The following is a 17,854-nucleotide window of genomic DNA, read 5'->3' as shown; positions in this document are numbered from 1 at the left end:
TTGCTCGCGATCAATCCCTCTGTCAGTCAAGGCGCTGTTTTCAAGCGCTCAGGTAGGCGAACGCTGCCACATAAATGAACAGGCTTGCAAAGAAAGAAGGCAGGATTTTTTTTGTTTTGACGACCGCAATGAAGGTGCCCACCAGCAAGAACAGCTTCACTGCATCCATCATCTGAAACTGCCTTATCAGCGTAAGCGCATCCATCTTGTTGAACGCGGTGTCGTAGATGATGACCCCCAACATGGCTTGCGCGCTGTAGCTGATGAACCGATAAAAGGAACCCTGGGTTCGGGTGAGCGCAGTGCTGTTTTTGAAGGCAAAGGGCAGGGCACGAAATGCAAAGGCGGTAACGGCGGAGAATGCAATAAGAAGCCAGATTGTCATGAAGCTACGTTGCCTCGTTTTTTGTAATTGTTTTCGATGAGTACGACCAGTCCGCCAATTATAAAAGGCGTGCAGAGCAAGCTGTAATCCTTGAATAGATAGATCAGCAATGGTGCACCGACAAAGCCCAGCCAATAACTTGATACTTCCGCGTAATGAGGCCAGTGCTTGCCGGCCAACGCTGTAAATTGGAGGGGTAATAGCAGTGTCATCGCAGCATAGATGACCGGTGAGGTAAGTCCTGCACCGGCGACGAAACCGATGTAGGTACAGATAATCGATACACCAAATATTGGGATGCCAAGGCCTATCATGTAAGTGAAGGGGCGATCGGTTTTCCGCTTGAATCGAGTAAGGCAGCCTGTGAATATCGAGGGAGTGATGAGGATCAGGGACGCCATGGTTTTCGTGGTTGAAGTGCTCCTTATATAAGGTGCCAGTGTCGCGGAGAGCAGCACGAAACGAGCATTGAGCGCAACGATGATGGGGAGCAATATCCATCCGTCGTTATAGCTTTGTATCAGCAAAAACTGCAGCGGGGTGGAAAATATCAACAGGGTCGTTGCGAGCGCTTGGCTCAGTGATAATGATTGTGTCGCGCTTAAAACACCTATGGATAAGTACAGGAAAATGAACGCAACGCCAAACGTGATCGCGTCCCGTGCACCTTCAATAAAAACGTTGCTGGCCGAAGAGCGAATCGATACATCCGGAGTCCCCATCAATGAACCACCCCGTTGTCTCGGAAATAACTTAGGACCTTGGGGTAGTCGATATCAGGCATGTCCTTGATTTCCATTAAAACTGCTCGTGTCCGATTGAATTGGGGCGCGGATAGTAATGGAGGTTTTTATGTTAGTGTGAATACATGTGTTGCGAGTTTTGTGGAAGTGTTTGTAATTGTTTTTAGTTACTTGTTGTGATGATTGTTGTTTGTTTAAAGCAGTATGTGCTAGCCAAAAAAAACCGCCAACCCGGGAAGGTTGACGGTTTTGTTTGAAGCCAGTTCGCTAGTGGTTAAGCCGTCTGGCCCACTTCACGCATAGGCTTGCCCTTCACCGGCGCATCGCCCGCTACGTAGTAGTTGGCCTTGCTGCGCGGCAATGGCTGGCGGCCACGGATCTTGTCGGCGATTTTCTCGGCCATCATGATCGTCGGCGCGTTCAGGTTGCCGGTGGTGATGATCGGCATGATCGACGCATCGACCACGCGCAGGCCTTGCATGCCATGCACGCGACCTTCGCCATCGACCACGGCCATCTCGTCGGTGCCCATCTTGCACGAGCAGGACGGGTGGAACGCGGTTTCGGCGTGTTCGCGGATGAACTTGTCCAGCTGCTCATCGGTTTGCACTTCGATGCCCGGGCTGATTTCGCGACCACGGAAGGCGTCCAGCGCAGGTTGCTGCATGATTTCACGGGTCAGGCGGATGCCATCGCGAAATTCCTGCCAGTCCTGCTCGGTGGCCATGTAGTTGAACAGGATGCTCGGGTGCTGGCGCGGGTCCTTGGACTTGGCCTGGATGCGCCCGCGGCTTGGCGAACGCATGGAGCCCATGTGCGCCTGGAAGCCGTGTTCTTTCACACCGTTGCTGCCGTTGTAGTTAATCGCCACCGGCAGGAAGTGGTATTGGATGTTCGGCCATTCGAATTCCGGACGGGTACGGATGAAACCGCCGGCTTCGAACTGGTTGCTGGCGCCGATGCCGGTGCCGTTGAACAGCCACTCGGCACCGATGGCCGGCTGGTTGTACCAGAGCAGCGACGGGTACAGCGAGACCGGTTGGGTGCAAGCGTATTGCAGGTACAGCTCAAGGTGGTCCTGCAGGTTTTCACCCACGCCCGGCAGGTCGTGGACCACCGGAATGTCGAGCTTGTTCAGCAGTTCGGCCGGGCCGACGCCGGAGCGTTGCAGGATCTGCGGCGAAGCGATGGCGCCGGAGCACAACAGCACTTCCTTGCGCGCCTTGGCTTCAACGCGCTCTTCGGCGTCGCCGACCAGGTAACGCACGCCGACCGCACGCTTGCCGTCGAACAGGATCTTGTCGGTCAGGGCGTGGGTGACGATGGTCAGGGTCGAACGCTTCTTGGCCACGTCCAGGTAACCGCGGGCGGTGGAAGCACGACGACCTTTGGGGGTCACGGTGCGGTCCATCGGGCCGAAGCCTTCCTGCTGGTAGCCGTTCAAGTCTTCGGTGCGCGGGTAACCGGCCTGCACGCCTGCATCAACCATGGCGTGGAACAGCGGGTTGTTGCCGGCTTTCGGTGTGGTCACGCTGACCGGACCGTCGCCACCGTGGTAGTCGTTCGGGCCGATGTCGCGGGTTTCCGCTTTACGGAAATACGGCAGGCAGTCCAGGTACGACCAGTCTTCCAGGCCTGGCAGTTTCGCCCAGCCGTCGTAGTCCATGGCATTGCCGCGGATGTAGCACATGCCGTTGATCAGCGAGGAACCACCGAGGCCCTTGCCGCGACCGCATTCCATCCGGCGATTGTCCATGTGTGGCTCTGGATCGGTTTCGTAGGCCCAGTTGTAGCGACGGCCTTGCAGCGGGAACGCCAGGGCGGCCGGCATCTGCGTGCGGAAGTCGAAACGGTAGTCCGGGCCACCGGCTTCGAGCAGCAGGACGGTGACGCCGGCGTCTTCGGTCAGACGGGTCGCCAGGGTGTTACCGGCCGAGCCGGCACCGATGATGATGTAGTCGAATTCTTGGGACATTGAATGCACCCTCTTTGAAGTTGGTTCAGGTCAGGCCTCGGCGAGTGCTGCGCACTCGATCGCCAGCAGGCTGGCTCCCACAGGTATTGCGCTGTCCCTGTAGGAGCTGGCTTGCCAGCGAAAGCGGCCTCAAGGGCAATACACAACCCGGGTTAGAACACCGAGACGTAATCGCCCAGCTCGACCTGTACCGATTTGATGCGGGTGAAGTTGTTCAGCGAGCTGATGCCGTTCTCACGGCCAACACCCGACTGCTTGTAGCCGCCAACCGGCATCTTCGCGTCGGACTCGCCCCAGGCGTTGATCCAGCAGATACCGGCTTCCAGTTGATGAATCACGCGGTGGGCGCGGTTCAGGTCCTTGGTGACGATACCGGCGGCCAGGCCGAAGTCGGTGTCGTTGGCACGGCGGATCACTTCTTCTTCGGTCTCGTAGGAGAGGATCGCCATCACCGGGCCAAAGATTTCTTCACGCACGATGGTCATGTCATCGCTGCAGTCGGTGAACACGGTCGGCGCAACGAACGCGCCCTTGGCGAATTCGCCTTCGGTCAGACGCTCGCCGCCGCACAGCAGGCGTGCACCTTCTTCCTTGCCCTTGGCGATGTAGCCCAGCACGCTTTCCATGTGGGCGAAGCTGACCAGCGGGCCGAAGTTGGTGTTTTCGTCTTCCGGGTTGCCGACGCGAATGCGCGCAACGCGCTCAACGATCTTGGCTTCGAAAGCGGCTTTCAGGTGCGCCGGCACGAACACGCGGGTGCCGTTGGTGCAGACCTGACCGGAGCTGTAGAAGTTGGCCATCATTGCGGTGTCGGCGGCGCGGTCGAGGTCGGCGTCGTCGCAGATGATCAGCGGCGATTTGCCACCCAGTTCCATGGTCACGTCTTTCAGCGAAGAGCTCGAAGCGCTGGCCATGACTTTCTTGCCGGTGTCGGTGCCGCCGGTGAACGAGACTTTTTCGATGCGCGGGTGCTCGGTCAGCCAGGTGCCGACTTCGCGGCCGCTGCCGGTCAGGACGTTGAACACGCCTGCTGGCAGGCCGGCTTCGGTGTAGATCTCGGCCAGTTTCAGGGTGGTCAGCGAGGTGACTTCGCTTGGCTTGAAGATCATCGCGTTACCGGCCGCCAGGGCCGGTGCGGATTTCCACAGGGCGATCTGGATCGGGTAGTTCCACGCGCCGATACCGGCCACGACGCCCAGCGGCTCGCGACGGGTGTAGACGAACGAGGTGGTGCGCAGCGGAATCTGCTCGCCTTCGATGGCCGGAACCAGGCCTGCGTAGTACTCCAGCACGTCGGCGCCGGTAACGATGTCGACGTAGCGGGTTTCGGAGTACGACTTGCCGGTGTCCAGGGTTTCCAGGGCGGCCAGTTCATCGTTGCGCTCGCGCAGGATGTCCACGGCGCGACGCAGGATGCGCGAACGCTCCATGGCGGTCATCGCGGCCCAGATCTTCTGGCCCTTTTCGGCGCTGACCACAGCGCGCTCGACGTCTTCCTTCGTAGCGCGTTGTACTTTTGCGAGGACTTCACCGTTAGCCGGGTTGATGGCTTCGAAAGTGGCGTCGCTGCCAGCGTCGCTGTAGCCGCCGTCGATGTAGAGTTTTTGCAGTTCGAAACGGGCCATAAAGTCCTCGCAAGTGCATTGGTTGTTGGCACGGTGCGGATGTCGAGCGTTCTATATGTGCTCTAACTCACCCGCTTGGCCAGTTGGATATCCATGTATTCGTAAGCGATCTGTTGTGCCTGCCCGGTGTCGAAAGCATCTCCCGACAGCGCGCCGCGCAACCACAAGCCGTCAATCAACGCTGCCAGGCCCCGGGCGGCGGTGCGCGCCTCATCGAGCGGCAACACGCGGCGGAACTGGCAGCACAGGTTGGAATACAGACGGTGATCGTTGATCCGCTGCAACCTGTGCAAAGACGGCTGGTGCATGCTGGTGGCCCAAAAGGCCAGCCAGGTTTTCATTGCCGGGCCATTGACCTGGCTGGCGTCGAAGTTGCCTTCGATGATCACCTGCAGATGCGCCCGCGGGCTGTCATCTGTCAGCGCCAGTCGGCGCGCGGTGACGTTCTCGCTCAGCACAGTCATCAAGTACCCCATGGTGGCGGCGATCAGGCCATTCTTGTCCTGAAAGTAGTGACTGATGATGCCATTCGAGACACCGGCCAAACGGGCGATCAGCGCAATGCTGGCGTCCCCCATTCCGACCTGGTCGACCGCCAGCAATGTGGCTTCGATCAACTGCTGGCGACGGATGGGTTGCATACCGACCTTGGGCATCTTGCACATCTCCTTAGGCCTTCCGGCAGACGCAGGACGTCTATCGGATTGAGGGCCAGTCTATTTTGTTTTGATTGAACGTTCAATCAACAAAGAATAAGATCTGCGACAAATCGTCGCTGCCTACAGAGTTTTCCGACGCGTAGCGGCGAAAAAAACGACTTCCGTAAATGCTCGAAACCTACGCGCCACGGCGCTCAAGGGGCTTCGGGCCCTTTGGGGTTGTCTTTATATCACCCGCTGGTCGGCTGCCCACTAACCGATTGGTCGGGTAACCCGTTTGCCTTGCGTTCTTCTCTCGCACTGCCCGGAGCATCTGTGCCATGAGTTCTGCCTCGCTAATAAAGACCCCACCCGAGAAGGTGACGGTCAACGGTTGGGTGTTCTACACCTCTACCGCGTTGATTCTGTTGTTGACCGCCATTCTGATCATCGCCCCGCAAGAGGCCGGCAGACTGCTCGGTATGGCGCAAGCCTGGTTGTCCCGCAGCTTCGGCTGGTACTACATGGTGGTGATTGCCGCCTACCTGATCTTCGTGGTCGGCCTGGCGTTCTCGTCCTACGGCAAATTGAAACTGGGCAGCAAGGACGACACCCCGGACTTCAGCTACGGCGCCTGGGCGGGGATGCTGTTCTCGTCGGGGATCGGCATCTCGCTGCTGTACTTCGGTGCTTCCGAGCCGCTGGACCACTACTTCAACCCGCCGGAAGGCGTGGCCGGCAGCAACCTTGCCGCCCGTCAGGCGGTGCAGCTGACGTTCCTGCACTGGGGCCTGCATGGCTGGGCGATCTACGCCCTGGTCGGCCTGGCGGTGGCGTATTTCGCCTACCGGCATAACCAGCCGCTGGCGCTGCGTTCGGCGCTGTATCCGCTGGTGGGCGAGCGTTGGGTCAAGGGCGCGGCCGGGCATGCGGTGGACGGCTTCGGCATGTTCGTGACCCTGTTGGGTCTGGTGACCAACCTGGGGATCGGTTCGCTGCAGGTGTCGTCGGGCCTGGAAAACCTGTTCGGCATGGAACACAGCAACACCAACCTGCTGATCGTGATCATCGTGATGAGCACCGTGGCGACCATTGCTGCCGTGTCCGGGGTGGAAAACGGCATTCGTCGCCTGTCCAACCTCAACATCGTGCTGTTCAGCGGCCTGCTGATTTTCGTCCTGCTGTTCGGCCCGACCCTGCACCTGCTCAACGGCTTCGTGCAAAACGTCGGTGACTACCTCAACGGCGTGGTGCTGAAGACTTTCGACCTGTATGTGTACGAAGGCGACAGCGAGAAGTCCGACCGCTGGTTGGGCCTGTGGACCCTGTTCTACTGGGCCTGGTGGATTTCCTGGGCGCCGTTCGTGGGCATGTTCATCGCGCGTATTTCCCGTGGTCGCACGGTGCGTGAACTGGTGGCTGGCGTGTTGCTGATTCCATTGGGTTTCACCCTGGCGTGGCTGTCGATCTTCGGTAACTCGGCCCTGGACCTGGTGATGAACCACGGGGCGGTGGAACTCGGGAAGACGGCGCTGGAGCAGCCGTCCATGGCGATCTACCAGTTGCTCGAGCATTACCCGGCGTCGAAAGTGGTGATCGGCGTGTCGATCTTCGTGGGATTCGTGTTGTTCCTGACGCCGGCGGATTCCGGCGCGGTGATGATGGCCAACCTGTCGTGCAAAGGCGGCAACGTCGATGAAGATGCGCCGCACTGGCTGCGGATCTTCTGGTCTGTGGTGATCACCCTGGTGACCATCGGCCTGCTGTTCGCCGGTAACTTCGAAGCCATGCAAACCATGGTGGTGCTGGCCGGCCTGCCGTTCTCGGTGGTGTTGGTGTGCTTCATGTTCGGCTTGCACAAGGCCATGCGCCAGGACGTGCAGATCGAACAGGAGCAAGCGGAACTGGCGGCCCGTGGTCGTCGTGGTTTCAGCGAGCGCTTGACCCAGCTGGACCTGCAGCCGAGCCAGTCGGTGGTGCAGCGCTTCATGGACAAGCATGTGAGCCCTGCCTTGCAGGATGCGACCACGCAAATGCGCGCCCAGGGCCTGGAAGTGCAGACGTTGCTGGGCAAGTCCAAGCGTTGCATGGGCGTGCGGGTGGAGATGGAAGAGGGCAACCCGTTTGTCTACGAAGTCAGCCTGGATGGTTACCTGGCTACGCCCACCGAATCGGCTCAATCCGATGAGGCACGCCAGCGTTACTACCGCGCCGAGGTGTACCTGCACAACGGCAGCCAGGACTACGACCTGATGGGCTTCACTCAGGATCAGATCACCCGTGATGTGCTCGATCAGTTTGAAAGCCATCGGCAGCTCCTTGGCCGGGTCTATAGCTAAGTTGTGAGGGGCGCGGTGTTTCACTCTGAAACACCGCGTCGACCCCATCGCCAGCAGGCTGGCTCCCACATTGAAATGCATTCCCCTGTGGGAGCCAGCCTGCTGGCGATGGGGCCATCGGCCTTAACGCTGCATCGCCCGATGTCCGCATAAACAAAAACGCCGCGATCCTCTCGCGGCGTTTTTGTGTCTGTTGCCTTACCCCAGGTTCTTGCCGAGCAGCGCGTGGTACAGCTCGCTGTCGCCGAGAATCCCCACCACATGGTTGTTGTCGTGCAGCACCAGCTTGTTGCCGGTCTGGTAGCGGATCTGCAGCGCATCGCGCATGCCGATGTTCGAATCCACCAGCGTCGGCCGGCGACCCAGGCCTTCAACCGCCTGGCCCGGTACCCAGTTCTGCAGATCCAGGCTCGAGCCGTTCTGGCGTGCGCCCTTGATGGTGTTGCCTTCGGCCAGGTCGAGCCACGAATCGCCACCCGGATCGAGGCACACCGAACCGTTGATGCGCTTGCAGTTGTCCAGGGTGCGCATCAGGCTGCGCCCGCACAGCACGTTCAGCGGGTTGGTGTGGGCGACGAAGGTGCGCACGTAGTCGTCCGCGGGGTTGAGGACGATTTCTTCAGGCTTGCTGTACTGGATGATCCGGCCGTCCTTCATGATCGCGATACGGCTGCCGAGCTTCAGGGCTTCATCGAGGTCGTGGCTCACGAAGACGATGGTCTTGCTCAGCTTGCGTTGCAGTTCCAGCAGTTCGTCCTGCAGGCCCTGGCGGATCAGCGGGTCGAGCGCGGAGAACGGTTCGTCCATCAGCAGGATGTCGGCGTCCATCGCCAGCGCGCGGGCCAGGCCCACACGTTGCTGCATGCCGCCGGACAGTTCATCGGGTTTCTTGTTGCGCCATTGGGTCAGGCCTACCAGTTCGAGTTTTTCATCGACCAGTTTCTTGCGTTCCTTCTCCGGACGGCCCTGCATTTCCAGGCCGAAGCTGATGTTCTCGCGCACCGTCAGCCAAGGCATCAGGGCGAACTTCTGGAACACCATGGCGATGCGCTTGGTGCGCATCATTTTCAGTTCGGCCGGGGTACAGGCAGCAATGTTGATCTGCTTGCCTTCGTGCTCGACGTACAGCTTGCCACGGCTGACGGTGTTGAGGCCGTTGATGCAACGCAACAGGCTGGATTTGCCGGAGCCGGACAGGCCCATCAGCACGCAGATTTCACCTTTTTCGATGTCCAGGCTGGCCTTTTCCACGCCAACGATCTGCCCGGTCTTTTTCAGGATCTCGCTGCGGGTCAAACCTTGATCGAGAAGCTTCAGGGCCTCGCGCGGATCCTTGGTGAAGATTACGTCGACGTCTTCGAAGCGAATTATGCTCATGCGTCACCCCCTACTTTAGCGTCGGGTTGTTTGCAGATACGGTCGAGCATGATCGCCAGCAGTACGATCGCCAGGCCTGCTTCGAAGCCCAGGGCGATATCAGCGGTATTCAGTGCGTTGACCACGGGTTTGCCCAGGCCGTCGGCGCCCACCAGTGCCGCGATCACCACCATCGACAGCGACAGCATGATGCACTGGGTGATGCCGGCCGCGATGCTTGGCATGGCGTGGGGCAGTTCGATACGTGAGAGCAGTTGACGGCGCGAGCAGCCGAAGGCCTTGCCGGCGTCCATCAGTTCTTGCGGGACATCGCGGATGCCCAGGTAGGTCAGGCGGATGGGCGCGGCAATCGCGAACACCACCGTGGAGATCAGGCCCGGGACCACACCCAGACCGAAGAGAGTCAGGGTAGGAATGAGGTAGACGAAGGTCGGCACGGTCTGCATCAGATCGAGCACCGGACGCATCATGGTGTAGAACATCGGTTTGTGCGCGGCGACGATGCCCAACGGCACGCCGATCAATACGCAGACCAGGGTGGCGAACAACACCTGGGCGAGGGTTTCCATGGTTTCCTGCCAGTACCCCAGGTTGAGGATCAGCAGGAAGGAGGCAATGACGAAGGCGGTGAGGCCCCATTTGCGCTGGATGAAGTGGGCAAGTATTGCGATTAGGCCGATCAAGACCAGCGGGTTGAACCAGGTCAGCGCAAACGTCACGCCGTGGATCATCGTTTCCAGTGACACGGCAATTGCGTCGAAGGTGTTGGCGCCGTGTTGCGTCAACCATTCAACGAAGCCTGCGATGTACTGGCCTAGAGGTATTTTCTGATCAATCAGCATGGTAGTGAACGTCCGCATGCAAGGAGATAAACAGCCCGGGCGGGCGAACCCGCCCGGCATAAGCGATTACTGTGCGAGCTTGGCTTTCACGGCCTCCAGGCCAGGTTTACCGTCAATGGTGGTCACGCCAGCGAGCCAGGTATCGAGCACCTGGGGATTCTTTTTCAGCCAGGCCTTGGCGGCCGCGTCAGGCTTCATTTTGTCGTCCAGGATGTTGCCCATCAGTTCACTTTCCATGTCGACGGTGAACTCCAGGTTCTTCAGCAACTGACCGACGTTGCTGCATTCCGAGGCGTAGCCCTTGCGGGTGTTGGTCGCCACGGTGGCGGCGCCAAAATCGGGGCCGAAGAAGTCGTCGCCGCCGGTCAGGTATTGAATCTTGAAGCGCTTGTTCATCGGGTGCGGGGCCCAGCCCAGGAACACCACGGCGGTGTCGCGTTTCTGCGCGCGGTCGACCTGCGACAGCATGCCGGCCTCGCTGGACTCGACGACCTTGAAACCGGCGTCCTTGAGGCCGAAGGCGTTCTTGTCGATCATACTCTGGATCAGGCGGTTGCCGTCGTTGCCCGGCTCGATGCCGTAGATCTTGCCGTCCAGTTCCTTCTTGAACTTGGCGATGTCGGCGAAATCATGCAGCCCCTTGTCGTACAGCGCCTGGGGAACGGCGAGGGTATATTTGGCGCCCTTGAGGTTGGTGCGCACGGTGTCCACGGTGCCGGCATCGCGGTAGGGCTTGATGTCGTTTTCCATGGTCGGCATCCAGTTGCCCAGGAACACGTCCATGTTCTTGCCGTCGGCCAGGGACTTGTAGGTCACGGGCACGGAAATCATGGTGGTCTTGGTCTTGTAGCCGAGGGCGTTGAGCACGACGCTGGTGGTCGCGGTTGTCGCGGTAATGTCGGTCCAGCCGACGTCTGAGAAGTTTACGGTGTTGCATTGGGCCGGTTCGGCGGCTTGCGCCAGAACCGGCAGACTAAGCAGGGCGGCCAACAACAACGACGGGGAACCTTTCATGGATGGACTCCTTGGTGTTTTTTTTGGCAGTGTTTCCGACTGGAACCACCGCACTTATAGGTTGCGGTTGGATGGCGTTTTGGAGACAGCTCTACCACGGCGCCTTGCAATCGAGTCGATACGATCATGTACCAGTGAAAATCTGACGCCTACAGGGTGCGTCGTAACCAGTACAGGGATGGTCGCATCCAGTGTCGGTGACGTCGTTTACAGCTTTTTTCAGCCTCTTTTGTCCGTCTGAACCGCAAAAAAACGGCGCAAACACGACGTGAAAGACACGCGGCGTTCGTGGACATGAGTGCGTCGGTGTGAGACGTCGAACGACAGGATAAAAGCCTGATGATGCGGCCATCCCGACGGATTGCAGCTTGAGCGTAGCAGCTCCGTCACCGGGCGCTTTTGCGCCTGGGCGTTGGCACATCCAGGAGTCCGGCAGCAATGGCTATCAGTGTTTTCGACCTGTTCAAAATCGGCATCGGCCCGTCCAGTTCACACACCGTGGGGCCTATGCGGGCGGCGGCGTTGTTCGTGCAGGGTTTGCGTGAGCGGGGGCTGCTCGAGCAGGTTCGGCGAGTCGAAGTTCAGCTCTTCGGGTCGCTGTCGGCCACCGGCATCGGTCACGGCAGCGACAACGCGGTGATCATGGGGCTGATGGGCGAGTGGCCGGATGCGATCGATCCGTCGCAAATCGGCCTGCGCATCGACATCCTGCGGGAAACGGGCACCTTGTTGCTCGACGGCCGTTTGCCGGTCCCGTTCATCTGGTCCAGGGACATGCGCCTGATCGATGAAAACCTGCCGTTTCACCCCAATGCCATGACCCTGATTGTCGAAGGCGATGACGGCGAGTTGCATCGCGACACCTACTATTCGGTCGGCGGCGGTTTTGTCGTCGATGAGGCGCAAGCCAGCAGCGGGGTGGTCGACATGGATCGCACCGAGCTGCCGTACGATTTTTCCAGCGCGGCCGAGTTGCTGGAGCTGTGTAAAACGCACAACCTGCGGGTGGCCGAACTGATGATGGCCAACGAGAAGGTCTGGCGCAGCGAAGAGGAAATCCGCAGTGGCCTGATGCACCTGTGGCGCGCCATGCAGGATTGCGTCGAGCACGGCCTCAAGCACGAGGGCATCCTGCCCGGTGGCCTCAACGTGCGCCGTCGCGCGGCCAAGTTGCACCGCAGCTTGCAGGAGCTGAACAAGCCCAATGTGATCGGCTCGACGCTGAGCGCGATGGAGTGGGTCAACCTGTTTGCCCTGGCGGTCAACGAAGAGAACGCCGCCGGCGGGCGCATGGTCACGGCGCCGACCAATGGCGCGGCGGGGATCATTCCGGCGGTGTTGCACTACTTCATGAAATTCAGCGAGGACGTGACCGACGCCAATGTCGTCGACTACCTGCTCGGCGCGGCTTCGGTGGGGATCCTGTGCAAGAAGAACGCCTCGATCTCCGGGGCCGAAGTCGGATGCCAGGGCGAAGTCGGTTCGGCCTGCGCCATGGCGGCGGCGGGTTTGGCGGAAATCCTCGGGGCCACACCGGAACAACTGTGTAACGCGGCGGAAATCGGCCTGGAGCACAACCTGGGACTCACGTGCGATCCGGTGGGCGGCCTGGTGCAGGTGCCGTGTATCGAGCGCAATGCGATTGCCGCGGTGAAAGCGATCAACGCTGCGCAGATGGCTTTGCGCGGCGATGGTCAGCACTTTATCTCGCTGGATCGGGTGATCCGCACGATGCGCGATACCGGTGCCGATATGCATGACAAATATAAGGAGACGTCGCGGGGTGGGTTGGCGGTAAGCGCGGTGGAGTGCTGAGACCGTGTCGATCCTATCGCCAGCAGGCTGGCTCCCACAGTAGATTTGGATCGGCCACAAAACCTGTGGGAGCCAGCCTGCTGGCGATGGGGCCAGACCAGTCAAAACTGCGCGTTAAGTGAACACCCGATTTAAAACACGCCACCTTTTGGCGCGTCGCTTACAGATAAGTACCTGACTTCAAAATCAGGACCACTCCTGTCCCTGACCACCCGTCACCCGTGCCTGCGGTGACACTCTTGCAGGGCTCGCCGCAGCCCTGTTCCCACAAGTGCTACCGATTTGCTCACACGCAACGGGGCAGAGCGCTTGCCGCCATTGATGGCACTTATAACCCCTACTCCCGCCGCGTCATATATAGACACATTCCGACGTCGTTTTCAGGAGTTATTGAACGCGCATTCAAATTTAGGCATGGCAATTGCTCTGTCATTACAAAGCCCGTCTCCCACGCGAGAACGATGGCAATAACAAGAGCCTCCGCCTGAGGCCATCACCCGCTTTGTGTGAGGAGATACCGCGATGACGACGTTCAACTCCGGGGCCCAACCCCAGAACCGTGCGCCTCAATCCATCGGCTTTCTGCTGCTGGACAATTTCACGCTGATTTCCCTGGCCTCCGCAGTCGAACCGCTGCGCATGGCCAACCAGTTGTCCGGCCGTGAGCTGTATCGCTGGACCACCCTCACCGTCGATGGCGGTCAAGTCTGGGCCAGTGACGGTTTGCAAATCACGCCTGACGCTTCCATGCACAAAGCGCCTCCCATGGACACCGTGATCGTCTGCGGTGGTATCGGCATTCAACGCACTGTTACCCGCGAACACGTGTCCTGGCTGCAGAGCCAGGCCCGTCAGTCCCGTCGCCTGGGTGCAGTCTGCACCGGTAGCTGGGCCCTGGCCTGCGCCGGCCTGCTGGACGGTTTCGATTGCAGTGTGCACTGGGAATGCCTGGCGGCGATGCAGGAAGCGTTTCCGCGGGTGGCCATGAGTACCCGCCTGTTCACCCTCGACCGTAACCGCTTCACCAGCTCCGGTGGCACCGCGCCGCTGGACATGATGCTGCACCTGATCAGCCGCGATCACGGTCGCGAGCTGTCGGCCGCGATCTCGGAGATGTTCGTCTACGAGCGCATCCGCAACGAACAGGACCACCAGCGCGTGCCGCTCAAGCACATGCTCGGCACCAATCAGCCGAAGTTGCAGGAAATCGTCGCGCTGATGGAAGCCAACCTCGAAGAGCCGATCGACCTCGACGAACTGGCGGTGTACGTCGCCGTGTCCCGTCGTCAGCTCGAGCGGCTGTTCCAGAAGTACCTGCATTGCTCGCCGTCGCGTTACTACCTGAAACTGCGCCTGATCCGCGCGCGGCAACTGCTCAAGCAAACGCCGATGTCGATCATCGAAGTGGCGTCGGTCTGTGGCTTCGTGTCCACGCCGCACTTCTCCAAGTGCTACCGCGAATACTTCGGCATTCCGCCGCGTGACGAGCGTGTGGGTTCCAACACCACGCAACAGGTGGCGATGATGCCGCTGCCACAGGCGTTGGTGCTGTCGCCGTTGTCGGGGCCGTTGTCGGCGCTGAGTCAGGCGCGTAATGAGTCGACGTTTGCCAGTGTAAGGCTCTAGACCGAGGCACCTTCATTCGCGAGCAAGCCCGCTCCCACATTCAACCGCATTCCCATGATGGAACTCGGTTGAATGTGGGAGCGGGCTTGCTCGCGAAGGCGTCTTAACGGGCAGTGCGGCCCTGCTGGTACTCCGCCAATGCCGGCAGCAATTGCCTGTCAATGGCCTGGCGCACCGCCGGCAGGATCGTCGCGCTGCTGGTGTACATCTGCTTGACCATGGTGCGCAGCTCGGTGGCCCGTTCGTTGTTCAAACCCCGCACGGCACACTCGCAAGCCTGCTCGGCGGTGGCGCCGGTCGGTACATGAAAGCCCAATGCCTTGAGCTGGCCCAACAGGTCTTCCTGGTCTATCAAATCGGCGTACATCATGACGCTAATCCTTCTTCTGGGGACGGTGTCGTGGCTCGATTCTGGTAGTGGCACGCAGTGGCGGCAAGGGCGATTTGTCGTTATGGCAGCATTGACTATGAACAGGTCGTTTTCGGGCTATTTCCCTGCGCTGAGAGTCGGCACACTGGACCCAGCTCGCTTCACGAGGGTTTGGTCACCTTCCCACGGCAGCTCCTCAACAGTACCCTCTGCCTCGATCCTGTCACGGCTTGATCGGGGCTTTTTTTTGCCTGTGAATCTCCCACATTGGATCAATGTCGTGCACAGATCCCCTGTGGGAGCGGGCTTGCTCGCGAAAAACGATGACGCGGTCTAGCGTTGCAACACAAGAATGCGCGACAACAACTCATCTCGATCCACATAACACCCCTGGAAATGCCGCGCCCCGGTGGCGGGATCAAACGCATTGCGCGCATGCAAAGTGCGACGGTTGTCGAAGCACCAGAGCTCGCCCGGATTGAGCCTTTGCATCAGCCTGAATCGGGGCTCGCGCGTCATCGCAATGAAGCGGCGATAGGCGTGATACAGCCTGGGCATCTGCTCCACCGACGCATCGAACGGCCCCCGCAGAAAGTTCGCCATGCGAATCTCCGACACCTGCCCCAAAGCATCCAGGGCGATGATCGGCGCGAGGCAACGGTAGTCGCTGTGGCGGTCCTTGTTGCGAAACTCCACGGGGATCTTGCAAAGGCTGGTGAATGCCTCCGGGTCTTCGCGGCGCAAGGCGTCGGCGATGGCAAAACCGTCGACGAAAATACTCTCGCCACCCTCGGCATCGTTGACCAGGCAATGCAGGAATTGCAGCCCCGGTTGTAACTCCCGGGTCGGCAGGTCGCTGTGCAACGGCAGGTTGAAAGCGGTATAGGCGTTGCTGTCGGCATCGGCCTTGGATTGCACGTTGAACAGCACGCCGAAATTGCTCTCGCGGATGAAGGAAATGCGCTGGGCGATCAGCTTCAGCGAGCCGGGCTCGGTGGGGACGCCACGGACCTGGGTCAGGCCGGTGTCGCGCACGGCCAGCAGCCATTGCAGCAGGGCGTCGTTGTCCTTCATCAGCGCTTGATAGTCGAACACCGGCAACTGCAGATCACTGTGCCAAAGCCTGGCCTTGGGCTTGCCGGCCAGGCGCTCGGCGCGGGATTCGTCGTCGTAGGCGTGGGCCCGCAACCAGCCGGGGTCGAAGCGGCTGAGGTGGCCATCCTGCCATTGCACGCTCAGGCAACCTTCAGCGTCGATGCTGGTTTGGGCGGGCATCAGGTTTTCTGGTACATCGACGATTTCCAGCACCTGTTCGCGGGTCACCGTGTAGACGCATGACGGGCACGGGCAATTGTCCCGCAGCCAGGGGTGGTGAAAGGGGCTGACGCGGTTGTCGGCCCACTTCACCAGGACACGATCGGCCATGGCCTGCACGCCGGTCAGCGCGCTGATCAATGGATAAGTACGGAAGTCGGCAAAAGCGGCGGCGGTGTTCATGGGATCTCCTGGTTATTTTTTTGGCGGTAATGCGATCACTCGGCCGACGTAGGCGGGGGCGGGCAGGTCGGTCTGTTCGGCGACGATGGCTTGCAGTTTGCCCAGGGTATCTTCGCTGAATGGTGTAGAGCGCGGCCCGGCGAGGTCGACGTGCAGCAGCATTTGTTCATTACCCGCGAGCTCTTGGTCGTCACCGACCCGATGCAGGCTGTGGTAGAGGTGCAGGCGTTTGCTGTCGTGGGCGATGATTTGTGTGTGCACCTCGACCTCGGCGTCGAGCTTCACTTCGTGCAGGTAATTGAGGTGCAGTTCGAGGGTGAACAGCGAGTTGCCGCTGGCTTCGCGGTTGTTGCTGTCCATGCCGAGGCGATCCATCAGGGCGTCAGTGGCGTAGCTGAAGATCAGCAGGTAGAACGCGTCGCGCAGGTGGCCGTTGTAGTCGACCCAGTCGGGGATGATTCTGGTTTGGTAGGTGGTGAGGGCGGGCATGATGGCTGATCCAGAACAGATTGTGATTGGAATGCCGTCATCGCCAGCAGGCTGGCTCCCACATTGGAATGCATTCTCCTGTGGGAGCCAGCCTGCTGGCGATGGGGCCAGTCCTGATAGTCGATTACTCGCTGAATGCCATCCCATGCTTCTCTTTGGTGGTCTTCACCGCTTCCAGCACGGCCAGCAGGCAGTCATCACGATAGCGCTCCAGCGCCGAAATGCTGTGTTTGCCCAACTGATCGCTGGTGCCGTCCACCACATCGTCGATCAACTTGTCGGTCAGCTCCGGCGCCGGCAGGTAAGTCCACGGCAACTGCAAGGCCGGGCCGAACTGGGCCATGAAGTGGCGCATGCCGGCGTCGCCACCGGCGAGCGTGTAGGTCAGGAACGTGCCCATGAACGACCAGCGCAAACCGGCGCCAAAACGGATCGCATCGTCAATTTCGCCGGTGGTCGCGACACCGTCGTTGACCAGGTGCAACGCCTCGCGCCACAGCGCTTCGAGCAGGCGGTCGGCGATGAATCCCGGCACTTCCTTGCGCACATGCAGCGGGCGCATGCCGAGGGATTCGTAGACTTTCATCGCCGCTTGCACGGCTTCGGGGGCGGTGTTCTTGCCGCCGACCACCTCCACCAATGGCAACAGGTAAACCGGATTGAACGGGTGCCCGACCACGCAGCGTTCCGGGTGAGTCGAACTCTCGTAAAACTCGCTCGGCAGCAGGCCGGAAGTGCTGGAACCGATCAAGGCATCGGGCTTGGCCGCGGCGCTGATCTTGCTGTGCAGTTCCAGTTTCAGTTCAAGGCGTTCAGGGGCGCTTTCCTGGATGAAATCGGCGTCGCGCACGCATTCTTCAATGGTCGTGACAAAGCGCAGGCGATCCTGCGAGGCGCCAGGTGCCAGGCCCTGTTTTTCCAGGGCGCCCCAGGCATTGGCAACGCGTTTGCGCAGGGCGGCCTCGGCACCGGGCGCCGGGTCCCAAGCCACCACGTCCAGGCCATGGGCGAGGGCACGGGACACCCAGCCGCTGCCGATGACACCGCTGCCCAGCGCTGCGAAGATTTTGATTTCGGTAATGAAGGTCATGGCAACTTCCTGAAGAGTTCGGTGAACCC

At 60.2% G+C, this 17,854-nt stretch carries 15 protein-coding genes; 3 read left to right on the top strand and 12 right to left on the bottom strand.

Annotated elements, in window-relative coordinates:
• Nucleotides 1-40: 40 nt before the first annotated feature.
• The 5 genes from SOP95_RS06520 to betI all read right to left on the bottom strand — a co-directional run bounded on the left by SOP95_RS06520 (nucleotide 41) and on the right by betI (nucleotide 5,384).
• On the bottom strand, nucleotides 41-385 hold the full coding sequence (locus SOP95_RS06520; protein WP_274075588.1) for an AzlD domain-containing protein: 345 nt from the start codon (nucleotides 383-385) through the stop codon (nucleotides 41-43).
• A complete protein-coding gene (locus SOP95_RS06515) occupies nucleotides 382-1,107 on the bottom strand; it encodes an AzlC family ABC transporter permease (RefSeq protein WP_323606590.1) in 726 nt (241 codons plus the stop codon). The genes SOP95_RS06520 and SOP95_RS06515 overlap by 4 nt, the downstream gene beginning before the upstream one ends.
• Nucleotides 1,108-1,402: 295 nt before the next feature.
• The gene (betA, locus tag SOP95_RS06510; RefSeq protein WP_274075586.1) at nucleotides 1,403-3,103 is read right to left on the bottom strand and encodes a choline dehydrogenase; all 1,701 of its coding nucleotides are present in this window, start codon (nucleotides 3,101-3,103) and stop codon (nucleotides 1,403-1,405) included.
• Between the two features lie 152 nt (nucleotides 3,104-3,255).
• Entirely contained in the window at nucleotides 3,256-4,728 is a 1,473-nt protein-coding gene (gene betB / locus SOP95_RS06505) for a betaine-aldehyde dehydrogenase (RefSeq protein WP_274075585.1), read from the bottom strand.
• Nucleotides 4,729-4,790: 62 nt separating this feature from the next.
• A complete protein-coding gene (gene betI / locus SOP95_RS06500) occupies nucleotides 4,791-5,384 on the bottom strand; it encodes a transcriptional regulator BetI (RefSeq protein WP_274075584.1) in 594 nt (197 codons plus the stop codon).
• Nucleotides 5,385-5,764: 380 nt separating this feature from the next.
• Between betI and SOP95_RS06495 the strand changes: the two genes are divergently transcribed.
• Nucleotides 5,765-7,705, top strand: a complete 1,941-nt coding sequence (locus tag SOP95_RS06495) for a BCCT family transporter (protein ID WP_274075695.1) — start codon at nucleotides 5,765-5,767, stop codon at nucleotides 7,703-7,705.
• A gap of 198 nt (nucleotides 7,706-7,903) precedes the next feature.
• Here SOP95_RS06495 and choV read toward each other — a convergent pair whose 3' ends face one another.
• The 3 genes from choV to SOP95_RS06480 form a co-directional block, all read right to left on the bottom strand.
• Nucleotides 7,904-9,082, bottom strand: coding sequence for a choline ABC transporter ATP-binding protein (choV, locus tag SOP95_RS06490; protein WP_274075583.1), 1,179 nt, complete (start codon nucleotides 9,080-9,082; stop codon nucleotides 7,904-7,906).
• A complete protein-coding gene (choW, locus tag SOP95_RS06485; RefSeq protein ID WP_274075582.1) occupies nucleotides 9,079-9,924 on the bottom strand; it encodes a choline ABC transporter permease subunit in 846 nt (281 codons plus the stop codon). Before choW ends, choV begins: the two co-directional genes overlap by 4 nt.
• Before the next feature lie 66 nt (nucleotides 9,925-9,990).
• Nucleotides 9,991-10,938, bottom strand: coding sequence for a choline ABC transporter substrate-binding protein (locus SOP95_RS06480; RefSeq protein ID WP_274075581.1), 948 nt, complete (start codon nucleotides 10,936-10,938; stop codon nucleotides 9,991-9,993).
• A gap of 438 nt (nucleotides 10,939-11,376) precedes the next feature.
• On the opposite strand from SOP95_RS06480, the gene SOP95_RS06475 reads away from it, so the two are divergent.
• Both SOP95_RS06475 and SOP95_RS06470 read left to right on the top strand, forming a co-directional pair.
• Nucleotides 11,377-12,753, top strand: coding sequence for an L-serine ammonia-lyase (locus SOP95_RS06475; RefSeq protein ID WP_323606589.1), 1,377 nt, complete (start codon nucleotides 11,377-11,379; stop codon nucleotides 12,751-12,753).
• Between the two features lie 522 nt (nucleotides 12,754-13,275).
• Nucleotides 13,276-14,379: a GlxA family transcriptional regulator gene (locus SOP95_RS06470; protein ID WP_007975492.1), complete on the top strand. Its 1,104-nt coding sequence runs from the start codon at nucleotides 13,276-13,278 to the stop codon at nucleotides 14,377-14,379.
• Between the two features lie 103 nt (nucleotides 14,380-14,482).
• On the opposite strand, the gene SOP95_RS06465 is transcribed toward SOP95_RS06470, so the two are convergent.
• From SOP95_RS06465 to SOP95_RS06450, 4 genes are all read right to left on the bottom strand, one after another.
• A complete protein-coding gene (locus tag SOP95_RS06465) occupies nucleotides 14,483-14,749 on the bottom strand; it encodes a hypothetical protein (RefSeq protein ID WP_274075580.1) in 267 nt (88 codons plus the stop codon).
• Nucleotides 14,750-15,082: 333 nt separating this feature from the next.
• Nucleotides 15,083-16,246, bottom strand: a complete 1,164-nt coding sequence (locus SOP95_RS06460; RefSeq protein ID WP_274075579.1) for a gamma-butyrobetaine dioxygenase — start codon at nucleotides 16,244-16,246, stop codon at nucleotides 15,083-15,085.
• A gap of 12 nt (nucleotides 16,247-16,258) precedes the next feature.
• Nucleotides 16,259-16,735 (bottom strand): thioesterase family protein, encoded by a 477-nt coding sequence (locus tag SOP95_RS06455; protein ID WP_274075578.1) that lies wholly within the window; start codon nucleotides 16,733-16,735, stop codon nucleotides 16,259-16,261.
• A gap of 124 nt (nucleotides 16,736-16,859) precedes the next feature.
• On the bottom strand, nucleotides 16,860-17,825 hold the full coding sequence (locus SOP95_RS06450; RefSeq protein ID WP_274075577.1) for an L-carnitine dehydrogenase: 966 nt from the start codon (nucleotides 17,823-17,825) through the stop codon (nucleotides 16,860-16,862).
• Nucleotides 17,826-17,854: the final 29 nt, after the last annotated feature.

Source organism: Pseudomonas sp. YuFO8 (assembly GCF_035065025.1).
In the GTDB taxonomy this organism is placed as follows: Bacteria; Pseudomonadota; Gammaproteobacteria; order Pseudomonadales; family Pseudomonadaceae; genus Aquipseudomonas; species Aquipseudomonas putida_AE.
Note: the sequence above shows the minus strand (reverse complement) of the source record. Positions and strands in the feature narration are given on the sequence as shown.

Bases quoted from the DNA above. Each gene is read 5' to 3' on its own strand.
- SOP95_RS06450 (WP_274075577.1), bottom strand. From the start codon at position 17,825: ATGACCTTCATTACCGAAATCAAAATCTTCGCAGCGCTGGGCAGCGGT.
- SOP95_RS06515 (WP_323606590.1), bottom strand. From the start codon at position 1,107: ATGGGGACTCCGGATGTATCGATTCGCTCTTCGGCCAGCAACGTTTTT.
- SOP95_RS06465 (WP_274075580.1), bottom strand. From the start codon at position 14,749: ATGATGTACGCCGATTTGATAGACCAGGAAGACCTGTTGGGCCAGCTC.
- SOP95_RS06475 (WP_323606589.1), top strand. From the start codon at position 11,377: ATGGCTATCAGTGTTTTCGACCTGTTCAAAATCGGCATCGGCCCGTCC.
- choV (WP_274075583.1), bottom strand. From the start codon at position 9,082: ATGAGCATAATTCGCTTCGAAGACGTCGACGTAATCTTCACCAAGGAT.
- SOP95_RS06520 (WP_274075588.1), bottom strand. From the start codon at position 385: ATGACAATCTGGCTTCTTATTGCATTCTCCGCCGTTACCGCCTTTGCA.
- choW (WP_274075582.1), bottom strand. From the start codon at position 9,924: ATGCTGATTGATCAGAAAATACCTCTAGGCCAGTACATCGCAGGCTTC.
- SOP95_RS06470 (WP_007975492.1), top strand. From the start codon at position 13,276: ATGACGACGTTCAACTCCGGGGCCCAACCCCAGAACCGTGCGCCTCAA.
- betA (WP_274075586.1), bottom strand. From the start codon at position 3,103: ATGTCCCAAGAATTCGACTACATCATCATCGGTGCCGGCTCGGCCGGT.
- betI (WP_274075584.1), bottom strand. From the start codon at position 5,384: ATGCCCAAGGTCGGTATGCAACCCATCCGTCGCCAGCAGTTGATCGAA.
- betB (WP_274075585.1), bottom strand. From the start codon at position 4,728: ATGGCCCGTTTCGAACTGCAAAAACTCTACATCGACGGCGGCTACAGC.
- SOP95_RS06455 (WP_274075578.1), bottom strand. From the start codon at position 16,735: ATGCCCGCCCTCACCACCTACCAAACCAGAATCATCCCCGACTGGGTC.
- SOP95_RS06460 (WP_274075579.1), bottom strand. From the start codon at position 16,246: ATGAACACCGCCGCCGCTTTTGCCGACTTCCGTACTTATCCATTGATC.
- SOP95_RS06480 (WP_274075581.1), bottom strand. From the start codon at position 10,938: ATGAAAGGTTCCCCGTCGTTGTTGTTGGCCGCCCTGCTTAGTCTGCCG.